General features: G+C 52.6%; 19 protein-coding genes, 1 tRNA gene and 1 other RNA gene. 8 read left to right on the top strand and 13 right to left on the bottom strand.

Going from position 1 to position 16,070, the window contains the following annotated elements:
- Window positions 1-22: 22 nt before the first annotated feature.
- Window positions 23-799: a hypothetical protein gene (locus tag E3E29_RS11045; protein WP_167911050.1), complete on the bottom strand. Its 777-nt coding sequence runs from the start codon at window positions 797-799 to the stop codon at window positions 23-25.
- A 116-nt stretch (window positions 800-915) separates the two neighbouring features.
- Between E3E29_RS11045 and E3E29_RS11040 the strand changes: the two genes are divergently transcribed.
- Window positions 916-2,088, top strand: coding sequence for a nicotinate phosphoribosyltransferase (locus tag E3E29_RS11040; RefSeq protein ID WP_167911049.1), 1,173 nt, complete (start codon window positions 916-918; stop codon window positions 2,086-2,088).
- 62 nt (window positions 2,089-2,150) lie between these two features.
- On the opposite strand, the gene E3E29_RS11035 is transcribed toward E3E29_RS11040, so the two are convergent.
- From E3E29_RS11035 to E3E29_RS11025, 3 genes are all read right to left on the bottom strand, one after another.
- Window positions 2,151-2,342 carry a ferredoxin gene (locus E3E29_RS11035; protein ID WP_167911048.1) on the bottom strand — a complete coding sequence of 64 codons (192 nt, stop codon included), beginning with the start codon at window positions 2,340-2,342 and terminating at the stop codon, window positions 2,151-2,153.
- Between the two features lie 131 nt (window positions 2,343-2,473).
- Window positions 2,474-3,007: a metal-sulfur cluster assembly factor gene (locus E3E29_RS11030; protein WP_167911069.1), complete on the bottom strand. Its 534-nt coding sequence runs from the start codon at window positions 3,005-3,007 to the stop codon at window positions 2,474-2,476.
- Between the two features lie 62 nt (window positions 3,008-3,069).
- Entirely contained in the window at window positions 3,070-3,810 is a 741-nt protein-coding gene (locus E3E29_RS11025; protein ID WP_167911047.1) for an ATPase, read from the bottom strand.
- A 105-nt stretch (window positions 3,811-3,915) separates the two neighbouring features.
- Between E3E29_RS11025 and bpsA the strand changes: the two genes are divergently transcribed.
- Window positions 3,916-4,971: a N(4)-bis(aminopropyl)spermidine synthase gene (gene bpsA / locus E3E29_RS11020; RefSeq protein ID WP_167911046.1), complete on the top strand. Its 1,056-nt coding sequence runs from the start codon at window positions 3,916-3,918 to the stop codon at window positions 4,969-4,971.
- Window positions 4,972-5,010: 39 nt separating this feature from the next.
- Here bpsA and E3E29_RS11015 read toward each other — a convergent pair whose 3' ends face one another.
- From E3E29_RS11015 to pyrH, 9 genes are all read right to left on the bottom strand, one after another.
- Window positions 5,011-6,756 carry a squalene cyclase gene (locus tag E3E29_RS11015; RefSeq protein WP_167911045.1) on the bottom strand — a complete coding sequence of 582 codons (1,746 nt, stop codon included), beginning with the start codon at window positions 6,754-6,756 and terminating at the stop codon, window positions 5,011-5,013.
- Between the two features lie 40 nt (window positions 6,757-6,796).
- Complete coding sequence (locus E3E29_RS11010; RefSeq protein WP_167911044.1) at window positions 6,797-8,854, bottom strand: S8 family serine peptidase; 2,058 nt, start codon at window positions 8,852-8,854, stop codon at window positions 6,797-6,799.
- Window positions 8,855-9,321: 467 nt separating this feature from the next.
- A complete protein-coding gene (locus E3E29_RS11005) occupies window positions 9,322-10,641 on the bottom strand; it encodes an NAD(P)/FAD-dependent oxidoreductase (protein WP_167911068.1) in 1,320 nt (439 codons plus the stop codon).
- A gap of 52 nt (window positions 10,642-10,693) precedes the next feature.
- The gene (locus tag E3E29_RS11000; protein ID WP_167911043.1) at window positions 10,694-10,954 is read right to left on the bottom strand and encodes a type II toxin-antitoxin system RelE/ParE family toxin; all 261 of its coding nucleotides are present in this window, start codon (window positions 10,952-10,954) and stop codon (window positions 10,694-10,696) included.
- Window positions 10,951-11,160, bottom strand: a complete 210-nt coding sequence (locus E3E29_RS10995; protein WP_167911067.1) for a hypothetical protein — start codon at window positions 11,158-11,160, stop codon at window positions 10,951-10,953. Before E3E29_RS10995 ends, E3E29_RS11000 begins: the two co-directional genes overlap by 4 nt.
- Window positions 11,161-11,209: 49 nt before the next feature.
- Window positions 11,210-11,578 (bottom strand): potassium channel family protein, encoded by a 369-nt coding sequence (locus E3E29_RS10990; protein ID WP_206205901.1) that lies wholly within the window; start codon window positions 11,576-11,578, stop codon window positions 11,210-11,212.
- 75 nt (window positions 11,579-11,653) lie between these two features.
- A complete protein-coding gene (locus E3E29_RS10985; RefSeq protein WP_167911041.1) occupies window positions 11,654-12,121 on the bottom strand; it encodes a putative toxin-antitoxin system toxin component, PIN family in 468 nt (155 codons plus the stop codon).
- Window positions 12,100-12,363: a ribbon-helix-helix domain-containing protein gene (locus E3E29_RS10980; RefSeq protein ID WP_167911066.1), complete on the bottom strand. Its 264-nt coding sequence runs from the start codon at window positions 12,361-12,363 to the stop codon at window positions 12,100-12,102. The genes E3E29_RS10985 and E3E29_RS10980 overlap by 22 nt, the downstream gene beginning before the upstream one ends.
- Before the next feature lie 72 nt (window positions 12,364-12,435).
- Window positions 12,436-13,113 (bottom strand): UMP kinase, encoded by a 678-nt coding sequence (gene pyrH, locus E3E29_RS10975; RefSeq protein WP_167911065.1) that lies wholly within the window; start codon window positions 13,111-13,113, stop codon window positions 12,436-12,438.
- A 122-nt stretch (window positions 13,114-13,235) separates the two neighbouring features.
- On the opposite strand from pyrH, the gene ffs reads away from it, so the two are divergent.
- From ffs to E3E29_RS10945, 6 genes are all read left to right on the top strand, one after another.
- Window positions 13,236-13,549, top strand: an RNA gene (gene ffs / locus E3E29_RS10970) — signal recognition particle sRNA.
- A gap of 88 nt (window positions 13,550-13,637) precedes the next feature.
- Window positions 13,638-14,540 carry a dihydroorotate dehydrogenase gene (locus tag E3E29_RS10965; protein ID WP_167911040.1) on the top strand — a complete coding sequence of 301 codons (903 nt, stop codon included), beginning with the start codon at window positions 13,638-13,640 and terminating at the stop codon, window positions 14,538-14,540.
- Window positions 14,541-14,589: 49 nt separating this feature from the next.
- Window positions 14,590-14,826, top strand: coding sequence for an AbrB/MazE/SpoVT family DNA-binding domain-containing protein (locus tag E3E29_RS10960; protein ID WP_167911039.1), 237 nt, complete (start codon window positions 14,590-14,592; stop codon window positions 14,824-14,826).
- A complete protein-coding gene (locus E3E29_RS10955) occupies window positions 14,814-15,224 on the top strand; it encodes a PIN domain-containing protein (protein WP_167911038.1) in 411 nt (136 codons plus the stop codon). The genes E3E29_RS10960 and E3E29_RS10955 overlap by 13 nt, the downstream gene beginning before the upstream one ends.
- Window positions 15,221-15,940, top strand: a complete 720-nt coding sequence (gene queC / locus E3E29_RS10950) for a 7-cyano-7-deazaguanine synthase QueC (RefSeq protein ID WP_167911037.1) — start codon at window positions 15,221-15,223, stop codon at window positions 15,938-15,940. The genes E3E29_RS10955 and queC overlap by 4 nt, the downstream gene beginning before the upstream one ends.
- 51 nt (window positions 15,941-15,991) lie before the next feature.
- Window positions 15,992-16,068, top strand: a tRNA-Phe gene (locus E3E29_RS10945).
- The last annotated feature ends 2 nt before the right edge of the window (window positions 16,069-16,070 follow it).

Below are 16,070 nucleotides of genomic sequence, written 5' to 3'. Positions count from 1 at the left end.
CTCATCCAAAGGGGAGATGATATCACTCCACACCAATCAGAAGGAGGGATATTTCCTTTCTCTCGCCAGTGTTCGCATTGGAGAAACCAACGTGTATGGTGTATACCCTATCATGGCTCCCGCAGGATTGAGCTTTCCCACCATCGATAAGGAGGAGGTAGTCTTTCGCTGTGAGGGGGCTCATTATGAGAGTAGAGAGCTCGTTAAAGTAGACCCTACAAGTCCTGTTCCCAAGTGTTACGACATACGTTCTGTATGGAATACCAGTATAAGTCGCAGTGGATGTCGTCCAGTTCGGGGGTAAGAGACGAGCAACTACACCGGAAACATCCACAGTATCCGGTAGGAATCTCACCTCCTCCTTACAGTGGGGGTCATGGTAGTCACAGACGGAGAGGACTACGTAGGTGTAGGTCGCGTTGCCAATACGAATAGCCGTGTCATTTATGATCGTGGAATCGCTGAGGAGTTCCCGGGAAAGGTTAGACAGTGAAGTCAAAACGTTTTTATTCCCTTTTGTTAGCACTGCGACCTGATAAAGGGCCTTGGCCTCTTCAAGTTCGCCTTTCATAAGGTTCACGGCGAGCCTGTAGGAGGGGTCTTCGAGAGTTACATTGCGAGCATCGTTAATGAGAGTCAGATTTTTCCCAGTGGGGCATGCAACGGGCTTCAGCGGGATGCTTGGAGTACTCTTATGACCGTGACCACTTATGCAACCGGCCGCAAATATCATTGCAAATACCATTATCGTGAAGATAAGGGAGTAGAGTTTTCGGAAGGACATCTCTACATCCTCCATCTATTCCTAATTTTGCTTTAGCACTTTTTACTTATAATCCTTACCTAAAGATAGTAGTGCCATTCACCCAGAAATCCTTAAATCCTCCACCGATAACCCAATTCAGGTGAATTGAAATGCACGACTTCTACATCGCCCATGAAGATGATATAAGGGCTGGAAGAACCACGGACGTCTACTTCATCAGGACGAAGAAGATACTGGAAGAAAAGGGCATCCACAAAAAGGTCTTCGCAGATGTTACGACAACCTCACTACCGCACGGCTGGAAGTGGGGGGTTCTTGCCGGAATTGAGGAGGTTGCGAAGCTCCTCGAAGGCCTTCCGGTGAACGTCTACGCGATGCCGGAAGGGACAATATTCCACCCCTACGAGCCGGTTCTCCGGATAGAGGGTTACTATAAGGAGTTCGGAATCTATGAAACTGCTCTGCTCGGTATGCTCAGCCAGGCGAGCGGTATAGCCACTGCCGCACTCAGAACCAAAATAGCGGCCAAGTTCAAGCCCGTCTACTCATTTGGGATAAGACACATGCATCCGGCTATTGCTCCGATGATAGATAGGGCTGCCTTCATCGGCGGTTGCGACGGTGTCTCAGGTGTGCTTGGAGCTGAGATGATTGGAGAAAAACCAGTTGGAACCATGCCCCACGCGCTTATCCTGACGATTAGCGACCAGGTGAAGGCCTGGAAGTACTACGATGAGGTGATGCCCCCAGAAGTTCCGAGGACCGCTTTAGTGGACACATTCTGCGATGAGAAGTTTGAGGCGTTGATGGCAGCAGAAACCCTCGGTGAGCGGCTAAATGCGGTCAGGCTCGACACACCCAGCTCAAGGAGGGGGAACTTCAGGAAAATAGTTGAAGAAGTTCGCTGGGAGCTCGATTTAAGGGGCTACGACTGGGTGAAGATACTCGTCTCAGGGGGACTGGACGAGGATAGCCTGAAGGAGTTGGCTGACGTTGCGGACTCCTTTGGCGTAGGCAGCGCAATAGCAAGCGCAAAGCCCGTGGATTTCTCTCTAGATATAGTCGAGGTCGAAGGAAAGCCGATAACGAAGCGCGGCAAGCTGAGCGGAAGGAAGCAGATATACCGCTGCGAGAACGGCCACTACCACCGCGTTCCAGCCGAGAAGAAGCTGGAGAAATGCCCAGTTTGCGGCTCCAAAGTCGAGCCGCTTCTCAAACCCCTCATCGAGAACGGTGAGATAGTGGCAGAACTTCCAAAGGCGCGGCAGATACGGGAATACGTGCTGGAGCAGGCGAAGAAATTCAATCTGACTCTCGACTGATCTCTTCTCCAAATTTTAGATCCAAGGGGAGTCAGGTATATCAAAGGAAGAAAAAAGGGAGTTCAAACCTCTTCAAGGCTGATAGCGCCGACCGGGCAGGCCTCAGCGGCCTCCTGGGCGCACTCGAGGTCGGTGGTGTCGACTATCGGGTGGGCCTTGCCATCGTCGCCCATCTCGAAGACGTCCGGGCAGAGGCTTGCACAGATAGCGTCTCCAATGCAGGTGTCCTGGTCTACAGTTACCTTCCAAGCCATGGAACATCACCGCGTTTAGATGAGTTTTGGCGAATATAAAGTTTTCGTCGGGGAGAAACCTGTTGAAGGGGGTAAAAGAGAACAAACGGCCTTTTAAAAGTTCTCTGATGAACAAAAAGGAACTAGATGGGTCAGTAGAGACCCAGCTTCTTCTTGTACTCCGGGCTTATCCTGTCCGGCGTCCACGGTGGATCGAAGGTGAGCTCGATCTCAGCGTCCTTGACGCTTGGTATCTCAAGTATCTTGTCCTCAACGGCCCGGAGGATCCACATCGTTAACGGGCAGCCTGGGGTTGTTAATGTCATCTTAACGTAGACCGTGTTATCTGGGTTGACTTTGACGTCGTATATTAAGCCGAGGTTAACGACATCGACTCCTATCTCAGGGTCCATGACCTCCTTAAGCTTCTCCATGACGAGCTCCTCTGTTACCTCCACGTTCTCCTCGCTCTCCTTCACTTCTCTCTCACGGTTGACGGTAATCAGACCAACTCCCTTCAGCTTTCCTATCTCAGAGTGGAGCTTTATCAGAACGTTGTCGATATCCGGCGTGTCCTTTGCGAGCGTAACCGTTACGTTGCCCTTATCATCGACCTCGATTGAGCGGATGAACTTCTCATCAACTACGGACTTAACGACGTTCTCGACTTCTTCCTTCGTGACCATTAACACCACCGGGAGAGCCTTTGAGACTACACATTTAAACCTTTTGGGACAGGAATGGGTACTCACCTGGAGAGGATGTCCTGGATTAACTCCTCGGCCATTTGAGGCGTCAAGGCCCTCGCCCTCGTCTCTCTCAGAACCCGCTGGATGGAAAGCCTCTTGGTCGAAGGAGCTTTTCTAAAAAGCTCCCAGAGGAGGGGACAGCCAAATTCAAAGTCGTATTCTCCCCCGATGATCTCGATAATCTCTCCTTTGTCAAGGGCGAGGAAGGCCGGGAGGTTCAGGACTATGAGACCGTTCTTTTGATAGACGGATATCAGGCCGGAGCTCAGCAGGTCACCGCTCGCGAGGATTTTTATCCCCTTTCTTCTCGCGTATTCTTCAACAGCGTTCATCACGAGGGAGTGACATCTCCCGCAGATTGGAGCGCCTTTCTCAATCTGGGGCCTTATAACATCCAGGTACTCCGGGATTTCGATGAAAACAGCACCATAATCCTCGGCTTTCTTGAGGGTGTCCTCCCTCATCTGGGGCAGCCTGACCGCCACCGGAACCACTTCAAAGCCGGCCCAGCGAAGGATTTTAAGGGCGGCGGTGCTGTCAGAGCCGGCGGAGAAGGCGAGGGCTATTTTAACCTCCAAGGGAGAGCGGTCGAGGTCTTTTCCGCTTAAACGGTATTCTATCAGGGCCCTTAGTCGTGAATATGCTTTTTCACCAATGTAACCCCTAACCCCCTCCAGCGCCTCCTGATTGTACTCAAGTCTGTATCTCTTCACAAAATCCTCCTCAACTGGCCGTAGCATGGGGTTAAATACCGATTCAATCTTTAAAATCTGCCGGCGGGAAACCCTTAAAAGGGGCCCTTACCAGCTTCATTTACGAACCGAATCCTTCTGGAGGTGCTTAAAATGAGGGAGATAGTAGAGAGGGTTAAGGAGAAGACGAGCATTCCCGTTTACGAGAGAACGGTAGAAAACGTTCTGAGTGCAATCCAGGCGAGCGGAGACGTCTGGAGGATTGTAGACCTCAGCGAGGAGCCGCTCCCGCTCGTCGTGGCCGTTGTAACGGCCCTCCATGAGCTCGGATACGTGGAGTTCAGGGACAATGAAGTTGTCCTAACACAGAGTGGAAGGAAGCTGGTGGAGAAGTACGGGATAGGAAAGCGCGAGGACTACACCTGCTCCCACTGCGGAGGAAGAACCGTTGAGCTCGACGCCTTCAGTGACCTCCTCGAAGAGTTCAAAGAGGTAGTCAAGGACAGGCCCCAGCCCAAGCACGACTTCGACCAGGCCTACGTTACCCCCGAAACGACAGTTGCCAGGATAGCCCTGATGCACACCCGCGGGGACCTTGAGAACAAGGAGGTCTTTGTCCTCGGAGACGACGACCTCACCAGCGTCGCGCTCATGCTGAGCGGCCTTCCCAAGAGGATAGCAGTTCTGGACATCGATGAAAGGCTCGTCAAGTTCATAGAGAAGGTCGCAGATGAAATCGGCTACAATGACATAGAGATGTTCACCTTCGACCTGAGGGAGCCGCTCCCGGACTACGCCCTCCACAAGTTCGACACCTTCATCACCGACCCACCCGAAACGGTCCACGCCATCCGCTCCTTCGTCGGCAGGGGCATAGCGACCCTCAAAGGGCCCGGATGCGCCGGTTACTTCGGCATAACGAGAAGGGAGAGCTCCCTCGACAAGTGGCGCGAGATGCAGAGGGTGCTCCTCAACGAGTTCGGTGTCGTCATAACCGACATAATCAGGAACTTCAACGAGTACGTAAACTGGGGCTACGAAGAGGAAACGAGGGCCTGGAGGCTACTCCCGATAAAAGTGAAGCCGAGCTACAACTGGTACAGGAGCTACATGTTCAGAATTCAGACGCTTGAGGGTTCAAAGGGCTTCGAAGAGAGGATTGCCGTTGGCGACGGGCTCTACAACGATGAAGAGGCATCGACAACGTAGGCATGGCTCTCGATGAGTGGGATAAAAAATAAAAAGTTATTAGCCGTTTTTCTTGTTTCCCTTCCATCTTTCCTTAAGGATAGCGTATGCCCCTATAACGATTAAGACCACCACAATTCCAATGTATACTGTATAAACCACACTGGTGTTCCTTGAGAGTCCTGATTTGACGGGTGAAGATCTCCATGGGGACGATGCAGTGAACCCATTCACTGGAACTGCCGTAATTACAAGGGGATTCTTCCCAGGATACACAACTATGTATCCATCGATACTGCCAACGGTGAGCTTGCTCTGTGTATCTCCCACGAGCTTCCCATCCTTGATTACGAAGAACGTTGCGTTGTTCATCACAGCGTTTGATCCGTTTTTGCTTACCTTGGGAATGTCAGCATATAGAAACCTCCTCAAGAATTCAACTCCGCGTTTATACATCGTTGTGTTCTCCAGTCTTACCTCCCGGAGAGCTTTCAACATCATAGCGGTGCTTTTTATATTGCCCGGGGTTCCTGCGGTGTATCCCCAAGCCCCGGATGGGTTCTGCCTTGAGGATATTATTCTCAGCGTGGTGTTGAATGCTTTTCTAAGGCCAAACCTATGGAAATCCACAAGGGCGTATGCATAGTAGTAGTTGGGATAGTCGTTAGTGAGGTTTGATTGGAGCCATTCCAAAGGGGAAGTGTAATTGAACCTTACATTGAGGGTGGATAGCACCCAAACTATGTAAGCTGTATCAAAGAAGTTCCCCCAGTGGCCATTTTCTTCGTGGGAGAGGAGGTACTCAACAGGCGTTCCATAGGGTTTTGAGAGCTTGTAATCAATGCGCGCTATCTCCGACACTTGCCAGGGTTTTAAAGTTCCAAACGGTATTCCCGAGAGGTTAACGGAAAATCCGCATTCAACGTAGTACTTGGCCAGCACAACCCTCTCCCACTTGAAATGCGGCTTCACTTTCTCCATGTACGGGCAGGCTATCCCCGTCAAATTGGAAAAGCCGGGAACTGTAGACGCTTCCAGTAAATCCACAGGATTATACTTCAAGGTACCCCAGAATCCAAAGTGCTCCATATCAAGCAGATCCCGTTTGTATTGCGGTTTCCCTGTAGAGTAGAGCAAAAGAGCAAGGGATGCAGCGTCCGTCAGGGTGGAACTCACGTTGACGTACCTGCCGGTTAGGTAGGATATCGCGAATGCCCTGTACAATGCGTTCACACCCGTCGCATTGATGGCTTCTATCATAGTTAGATTGTCAAGGGCCATACCTCCAAATATAACGTCCATCGTGGTCTTAGGGGAATGTGTTTCCAAGTAGTAAATCCCGTTGTGGATGGCGGCACCGACCTTGAGCCAGGAGTATTTTGATGCGGCGTATTCTTTGAGAGCCACCACCGCCAGGGCCGTGTCGGTGTAATCGCCGAACGAACCATCACCCCCCTGTTTGTACATCAACCAGTAAACCCCTGCATTTATTGACTTATTGAACATTCCCCTCGCCAGGCTCTCACCCCGGATAAGGGCCATTACTGCCAGTGCCGTGTACTTGGCCTGGGGCGCCATCCCGTACTGATATGCCCACGCCCCGTCGGGGGTTTTTAGGTTAACAAGCCATGTGCAGCCCTCGAGAACCTGTGGATAATCGTGCGACCTGTAGAAGGCCAACACCGAGAGCGCAATAGCTGGAGTGGTTGGATTGTAAACGTATGGGACCTCCCTGGCGCTCACCGAGCCAAGGGGGAGCACCAGCATTACTATTAGAGCTACCGTTATTGCAGAAAATCCTCGCATGATATCACCTCAATAAGAAAAAACAAAGGGGAATTAAAAATCAACTGGCGTAGTGTATCTTAACCTGGAGGAAGTAGTTGGCGCTCCAGTAGTACGTGTCGTAGGCATAGACGACGAAGTACCACGTTCCCGGGGATGGGTTGTTGTAGCTGACATATTCATCGGAGCCTGGGTTCGTGGAGCTTGTAACGAGGTTCTGGTTCGGGTCGTACAGGTAGAGGTCAAGGTCGTCGTAGCTGTTTCCGTAGAGGTATCCCTCTATCTGGGTGGCGCCGCTGTTGACGGTCACGGTGTCGACGACGTAATTCTGATAGTCAACTGTTCCAGTAAAGTTCTTGACGACGACGGACTGGGTCGGCTGCGGGCTGGGCTGGGTGCCACTGCCGCCGTTGCTTCCACTTCCGGAACTGCCACTGCTTCCACTGCTTCCACCGTTGCTTCCGCTACCACTGTTGGATACCTTGCTCACGGTACCCCCTTCATCGAGCACCTCAAGCTTGTAGTTGGCGCTGCCAGAGTAGCTCACCACCAGGAAGTACCATGTCCCGGGTGTGGGGTTTCTGTACGCGACCTTCTCAAATCCATAGTAGCTGGTGTCGGAGTAGTCGGTGAGCTGGCCGTTCGGGTCGTACATGTAAAGGTCAAGATCGGCCTGCGGGTTGTCCCAAGTTAGAAGCGCGGCTATCCTCGTGGTGCCGCTGCTTACACTAACCTCATCTGTAACGTTCTGCTTGTTGTCGAGATAGCCCGTGAAGTCAACCTTTGAGTCCTGGTCGTAGTTGAGGGCCTCGTACACGTTTATCCTGCCGGCACCATAAGCCACGCCCGCTATCGCACTTGAGTTAACTACATCTGCGGTTATCTCGAGGACGTACTTTATCTTATCCGGCGTCCAGTCAGGGTGGGCCTCCCTCAGGAGAGCAACGGCACCGCTGACGTGGGGTGTAGCCATTGAAGTTCCGGAGGCGGCGACGTAGTACTGACCGACGGTTTCACTAGTGAGCTGGGTTCCGGCTGCCCTGTCAGAGATTATCCAGTTACCCGGAGCAACGACCTCCGGCTTGAGTCTTCCGTCGGCGGTCGGGCCCCTGCTGGAGAAGTACGTTATGACGTCGTTCTTGTCGACGGCACCGACCGTGATGACGTCAGGGGCAGCGGCTGGGGAACCCACCGTGTATGTATCGGGCCCGCTGTTCCCAGCGGCCACGCATACGGCTATGCCGTCCTCCCACGCCTTGTCAACCTCCTGACTTAGGGCATCGGTTCCATCCGAGCTCTGTGAGCCACCGAGGGATAGGTTGATGACGCTGATGTTGTACTTGTCCTTGTTCTGGATGACCCAATCTATTCCCGCGATTATCGTGGACACCGAACCGCTTCCCTGTGAATTCAAAACCTTGACACCGACGAGCTTTGCTCCGGGGGCAACTCCCTTATATTGTCCGTTGCTGGCGGCGCCGGTGCTTGCTATTATACCCGCAACATGGGTTCCGTGCCCCTGGTCATCGTACGGGGTGGTTCTGTTGTTGACGAAGTCCTTCCAGCCGATTACCTTGCCCTGAAGATCCGGGTGAGAGGCGTCTATGCCGGTGTCAACGACGGCAACTGTCACACCGCTTCCATCGTATCCGACGTTCCACACTTGGGGCGCAGAGATTTGGGCGGTTGACTCATCGAGACCCTCAAGGTCAACATCGGCCTGGATTTTATAGTCATCCTGGATGAACTGGACACCGGAGAGCTGGCTGTTCCCGAAGAACCCGGTGTCTATCATTCCAGCTATCGCGAGAAGGTCGTGGACCTTGAGGGTGACGGCCACCGCGGGAATGGCCTTGTAGTCGTACTTAATCTTCGCGCCCATGAACTTCAGGATGGTTATGGCGTTCTTCTTGTCCTGCTGGTTGTCGAACATTATGATCGTGCTCACGTCCTGGTCCCAGTTCATGTTCTGTACCATCTGGAAGAGCTTCGGTGTCAGCAGGGCGTAGTTCTTATAGGTCGGGGCGTTTCCAACCTGCGGTGATGGAGCCGCGGCGGTCACGCCGAGCATTAGGCCCGCAACGAACAGGGCCAACACCACACCGTAAACCTTCCTCATTTTATCACCTTCGTTCAGTTATAAGGCTCATGGGCGGCATCCCATCATTGCCTTCCATAAATGGACATCAATGGAATTATAAATATTTCCGTGTCAATATAGAATCTCCACAGAATTGTGGAAAGTCCCCCCAGAATTGAAGATAGAATACGTCTTTGGAGAAACACACCGTTATGTTGAACCCTATTTAGGTGAGGTTTAGGGTATAAAATACTCGTGTAACATTGAATTTTTTTCAGCGCAAATCTAAGGAAGTAAAAGTTTGTTATTTAGGTAAAATTCCAGGTAGTAAGTTCGAATATAAAACTAAAATAGGCATTATGATTCAAATCTAAACACTGAAACATCGAAAGATACATTAAACACAGCATTTGCAGAGTACCCTCCACATGTACCAGTAGGACAATCCTGGCAGCAGCATAAGTGCCCAAAAGAACAAACAGTGAAAAGGCCAAAAGGACAAAGAGTCAACGAAGCCGTCTCTGGGCCATCTCAGCCGCGACCGTTATCGGGTCGATGGTCGGGCTTATCGGTGGAGCATAGGCTGTCTCAAGGTAGGCAACATCCTCAACCGTCGCCCCCTTCTGTGCTAACGCGGAGAGCGTCATTATCCTGCCCCAGACCCTCTCGCCACCGACTATTTGCCCGCCTATGAGCTTCCTGTCGGTTTTCCTGAATATGAGCTTAACGGTTATGGGCTTTCCTCCGGGGTAGTACTCCGGCTTTGTTGAGCCTTTGAACTTGCCGACAACGACTTCGATGCCCTCTCTCTTTGCCCTCTCCTCGGTGATTCCGAAGGCGCCGATTTCAAGGTCGAACAGCTCGGTTATAGCCGTATTGAAGACCGGCCTGAAGGAAACGTCCTTTCCAGCTATGTGCTCGGCGGCTACTTTCGCCATCCTGACGGCGGAGGTTCCGAGCTGGCTGAGGATCCTACCGTCGGTTACGGCGTCGATAACCTCCGCACAGTCGCCTATCGCGTAAATATCTGGGTCGCCTGTCTGGAGGTGCTCGTTAACGACTATCCCGCGGTTCACTTCGAGGCCCGCCTGCTTGGCAAGGTCGGTGTTCGCCCTTACACCAGTTGCAACGAGAACGAGGTCTGCAGGAACTTCCTCTTCCCCAATCTTGACCGCTTCGACAGGGCTTCCGATGATCTCACTCACGCCGACGCCGAAGCGGAAGGAAACGCCGTGGTTTTCCATCTCAGTCTGGACGAGCTTTACAGTGTCCTTGTCCAGCATGGTGGGCATTAAACGGTCCATCAGCTCGACTACGAGGACTTCCATACCGAGCTTGGCGAAGGCCTCGGCACCCTCAAGACCTATTAAACCAGCGCCGATGACGATGGCCTTCTTCGGCTTTCTCTCCGCTATGTATGCCTTTATCCTCCTGACGTCGTCGAGGCTCTTGAGGGTGAAGACGCCCTCGTTCTCACCTCCCCTAATCGGTGGGACGAAGGCCTTAGAGCCAACTGCTAAAACGAGCTTGTCGTAGGGAACCTCACCCTTATCCGTAATTACAACCTTCCTCTTGCGGTCAATGGCTTTAACCTCGGTGCCAAGCATCATTTCAATCTTCTGCCTCTCATAGAACTCGTTCGGAAAGACTATAACGTCCTCCGGCTTCTCAATCGTGCCGCTTATGACGTGGGGGAGAGCGCATGGGGAGTACTGCATCGTCGGCTCCTTTCCTATAACTATTATCTCGGCCTTCCTGTCGAGCTTGCGCATGAAGAGGGCAAAGTTGCTCCCAGCGGTTCCAGAACCGATGACTACGATTTTCATGGGCATCACCGAAGGAAGAAGGAGGAGAAGGTATAAAAGGGTTGGGTCAGCGTTATGCCCGTTCTCGGGGCTCGACTTTGAGAATGACTACAACATCTTCATCCCATCTCACAGTATACACAACTCTAAATTTCCCAAGCCGAATTCGATAGGCTCTTTCATATCCCTTGAGCTTCTTAATGTCAAACTTTTCCACTGGAACTGGGTTATGTTTCAGAACTTCAACTAGCTCAGCAAACTTTTTCATGCTCGCCTCCGGAAGTGATCGGAGTCCCTTCTCTGCGCGGGGACTTATGATGACCCTAAACGTCATAAGGCCAGCGCCTTCTTGAGCTCGTCCCAATCCTTTCCACTTTCAAGGGCCTCCTTTTCGAGACTCTCTATCTCCTCTGGACTTTCTCCTTCCTCTTCCTCAATGAGCCTTGCCTTGAGCTTTAGTAGCTCTTTCTCCATCTCGTTGAGGCGCCTCTTCATCTCGCGTATGTCATACAGGAGAACGCTAATGGGATCAGCTTCCATCTTTCCCACCATTCAAAATGTTAGAATTGAGGGTTAATTACCTTTCCGCTTACCGCATCCACTTCCTCGCTATGACTGCCACTATGAGCGCCATGAAGACTGCACCGGTCAGAGCTTCAAGAGCACTTAAAGCTTTTAGCCAGCCCGTGGGGTGCATGTCGCCGTAGCCGAGGGTTGTGAAGGTGACGAGGGGGTAGTAGAGAGCGTTGGCGAAGCGAATGGGATAATTGAAGGTTTGAGGAAAGCCTTCAATGTAGGCGCTCCAGAGGGCGTATGGAACCGTGTTGCCAATAATAACGAGCAGTGACAAGAGAAAGAGCCGAACCCAGTTCGTGCCGTATTCTGAGGGCAGATCGCCCAAAAGCCATTCAATGAAGTTGTGAACGTAAGCTTTGAGCTTTGCTTGTGGAAGATACAATATCCTTGATCGGCAGTCTCCGGGTCACAGTTCCCATAGTGCGCCATCTTGCACATGGATACTCACAAAAAGGCATTACACATTCAAGGTTTTATCCCTTTCGATTAGCTCAAGGAGCTCCGCTGGCGTCAGGATGAGAAACTCGTGTCCATTCAAAGAGAACCTTCTCTCCCCATCCCTCAGCTTCAGCACGTGCTTCTTGTCGAGGCTTATCAAAACCGCTGCCTCGGAGGAATAAACGGCATCGAAAAACTTGTTGTCGTCCGGATCAGGCGAGACTTCGAAGTGCTTGGCCGGTTCAACCAGAGTGGATGATGCCCTGAAAATTCTGTAAATCCAGAGGGCGTAAACCCTACTCTCAAGGTACTTCAGAACCTTCTCACTCGTCAGTTTGAACCGGAGCTCCTCAAGGATGACCTCTGAGGCGTATGAGGTGACTTTCTTCTCCACGACTAAGTTCATAACCTTCCCGGAGCTCCCGAAGGGGTTTATAGCGGCGGTTATTATCACGTTCGTGTCTATTACGACCTTGAGCGTTTCCATTCCTTGTCCACTTCCTCAAGGAGCTTTTGGATTTCCTCCTCGCTCGGAATTTTCCTGCTCTTGGCGAGCAGTTTGTACTCCTCCCAGAGCTCTTTAGGAGATTCATAGCGGAGGAGGAAGAACCTAACGGCCTCTTTGATGAATTCGCTCCTGCTTGAGAACTCTCCCTTCTCAACGAGCTCATCTATTTCTCTCATCAGAGCAGGGGGAAAGCGGATGGAAACCTTTTCGGTAGCTGACATTCCCCTCACCGTAGGACAATAGTCGGACAAAATATATAAGTGTTTCAAGAGCAAAGAAGAAAAGCTAAAGTATCAAGGCTCCACAACCGTTCCGCTGTGTTTGCCATTAACCACGTCAAAGAGGTGATAGGCATCATTCTTGCCGACGATGTATGTTCGTATCTCGCCGCGCTGGATGAACTTGGCGGCCAAAGCATCAACAACGCCGCTTCCTCCGGCCTTGCTTTCCTCCTGCATAGCTATTTCAACGAGCTGGTCAACTGTGATCCTGTCGAGCTTCTTCGCGTTGGGGTTCTTCTTGGGGTCGGAGTCGTAAACTCCATCGACGTTGGTGACGACCACCAGAAGGTCGGCCTGAAGATATTCCGCCAGCAGTGCGGCAACTGCATCAGTAGTGTGGCCCGGATGGGTTCCACCCATTATCGGAATCTTCTTGAGCTGGATGACCTCCCAGGCTTTCCTGAAGTCCTGGATGACGAATGGGTAAGCCTTCTCGCCGAGGGCAGCTATCAAAAGCATTGCGTTGGCCCTCGTGATGTGTATCCCTATGTAGTCCTTGAACGTCTCGTTGGGCGTGAACGTCTTGGCCGCCTGGATGTACTTCCTTGACACCCTCCCGCCGCCGACGACAACAGCTACCTCATGGTCCTCACTTATCTTAACGAGCTCATACGCTATTGCCTTAATAAAATCGATGTCCGGATCCTCCGGAACGAGAACAGATCCGCCTATGTCGAAGACTATCCTCATGATAACCCTCACGATGCTAATCGGAGGGCCTTTATAACCTTTTCTTGACTGGGGGGTGGCAAACCACAAAAGGCTCCCCTCTACCAAACCTTTATATATCCCAGGAGGATAGGTAATCCCGGCGGCGGGCTAGGCCGGGGGGTTCGGCGTCCCCTGCAACCGGAAACCGTCGATATGCCGGGGCCGAAGCCCGGGGGGCGGTTCCCAAAACCGCGCCCGGAAGCCGGGGTACAACGGTGATCCCTCGTCCCGGGGGGCCGGCGGTGGGCGAGGTCCGGCTGGAGGGCCGGGCTAACGCCCTTTGCCCGCCGAACCCCGCCAGGCCCGGAAGGGAGCAGCGGTAGGCGGGACGTGCGGCGCTCCCGGGGTAGCGGGGGTGAGCGAGCCCAGGTGGAAGGGCGCGGCGGAGGGTTCCCACCCCCAGGCGCGCCCGCCGCCACTAGAGAAACGTTTCTGGCGGGAGTGATACAACTAAAGCAAAACCTTATTAGCGGAGCTTCCTCCTTTTCCCCAGGGGTGTCTACATGGCGAGCCTTGAGGTCGAGCTTTTCGGAATCAAGTTCGAGAACCCTCTCATCCTCGCGTCTGGGATAAACGACAAGGTTCCGGAGCAGTGGATGAGGGCCCACGAGGAAGGCGCCGGCGGCGTCGTTACGAAATCAATCGGCATCGAGCCTAGAAAAGGCTACGACAATCCTACGATAGTGGAACTTCCCTACGGGCTGATAAACGCGATGGGACTCCCAAATCCGGGCTGGAAAGGCTTCCTTGAGATGGTTGAGGGTTATACTTTCGACTTCCCGGTTATAGGTTCTATCTTCGGTGGAACGCCGGAGGAGTTCGCCTTTCTCGCGGAGAAGCTGAGCGACGTTGCAGATGCTTTCGAGCTCAACCTTTCCTGCCCCCACGCCAAGGGCTACGGCATGGAGACAGGACAGAAGCCAGAGAACGTCTACGATATCGTCAGGGCCGTGAAAGACGCCACTGATAAGCCAGTTATAGCCAAGCTCACGCCAAACATTGACGACATAACAAAACTTGGTCTTGCCGCTGAGAAGGGTGGGGCCGATGCCGTCTCGGCGATAAACACACTGAAGGCAATCGCCATAGACATCTACGCCAGAAAGCCCATACTGAGCAACAAAGTCGGCGGGTATTCCGGGCCGGGCGTTAAGCCCGTCGCCCTGAGGGCAGTCTACGACCTCGCAAGAACCCTTGAGGTTCCTGTGATCGGAATCGGGGGCATAACGACCTGGCAGGACGCCGTAGAGTTCCTCCTGGCCGGAGCGTCTGCTCTCCAGATTGGAACTGCCGTTTCCCTCCGCGGCTGGAAGGTATTTAAAGAGATAAGCAAGGGGATCGAACGCTACCTTGAGGAGGAAGGGTTTTCGAGCGTGAAGGAGATAGTCGGTTTGGCTCTGGAGTGAGCGAAAGAGTTATCTAGTAGAAAAATCTACTATACTCTGGTGAACTACTATGCCTTTGACGAAAGTTACCCGCAATTACCAGATAACGATTCCAGCTGAGATAAGAAAGATCCTCGGGATAAGGGAAGGAGAGTACCTAGACGTCAAGCTTAGAGGGGACGAGATAGTGATTAAAAGGGCTAAAAGGAAGTGGAAAACCTTCAGGCTCGGCAGGAAGATAACCGAAGAGGAGCTTGAGAAGCTCGAAGAGGAGGCCATGGAGGAGGAAATGGAATGGAGGCCGTGATAGACACCAACGTTTTCCTATATGCGGCAGTTGAGGAGATGCCCCGCCACGGGGAGGCCTTTGAACTCCTGCACTCTCCATCTCTAGAGAAATGGATCGTGCCGGCCATTGTTATTTATGAGGTCGTCTGGAACTTCAGAAAGCTCGGCTTCTCAAGTAAAGAGGCCAGGGAACTCGTAGAGCAGATAGTTGAAGACGAGAGAACAAAACTCGTAGACGACAGGAGGTACCTGATAAAGGCGTTTGAGACTCTCCAAAGCCTTTCCTTAACACACTACAACGACTCGGTGTTGCTGACCATAGCTAAGGAAGTTGGGACTCTTGCAACCTACGACAAGAAGCTTAGGAAAAGAGCTAAGAAACTGAGCATTAAACTACTTCCGGAGGTGGTAGAATGAAGCGCGCGGTGGTTCTCTTCAGCGGCGGGCTTGACAGCACGGCCTGCCTCTACTGGGCGAAGAGGAACTACGACGAGGTTATAATGCTCACTATCAACTACGGTAGCAACGAGGAGAAAGTGACTAACAGGGTGGCTGAGTTCTTCTCAAAGGAGCTGGACGTCCCGCTCAAGATAGTCAGGCTCGACTTCCTTGAGAAATTTTCAAAGCTCCGCGGGACGACGCTCGTCGGCGGGGAGACGCCGAAGGTTACAGGGAAAGAGCTTGAAGACATGGAAGTGGCCCAGGAGACCGCGAAGAGCGTCTGGGTTCCTGCAAGAAACGTTGTCCTGATAGCTGTCGCCGCTTCGCTCCTCGATGCCCTCGGCGGCGGGGGCATAATAGTCGGCTTCAACGCCGAGGAAGGCGCCACTTTCCCGGACAACACGCCTGAGTTCGTGGAAAAGATGAACGAGATGCTCAGGTATGGGGCCATGGCAGAGGTTAAGGTCGTCGCTCCGCTCATAGACCTCGACAAGAAGGGCATCGCGAAGCTCCTGAAGGAGCTCGGAGCGAAGTACGAGTACTCCAACTCCTGCTACATGCCGAAGGGCTTCACAGAGGACGGGAAGCCGATCCACTGCGGCGAGTGCGAGAGTTGCGTGAGAAGACATCGGGGGCTCATCGAGGCCATCGGTGAAGACAAGACGGTCTATGCAGTTGAGCCTAAGATTTGAGCCACTACCGCAAGATTTATAAATCCGCTTCAGCCTTTTATCTTTGGACGTGGGGCGGTAGCTCAGCCTGGGAGAGCGCCGGACTGAAGATCCGGGTGTCGGGGGTTCAAATCCCCCTCGCCCCACCATT

The sequence above is a fragment of the Thermococcus sp. Bubb.Bath genome (genome assembly GCF_012027595.1).
Taxonomy (GTDB): Archaea; Methanobacteriota_B; Thermococci; order Thermococcales; family Thermococcaceae; genus Thermococcus.
This window is presented reverse-complemented; position numbering and strand designations above follow the sequence as displayed.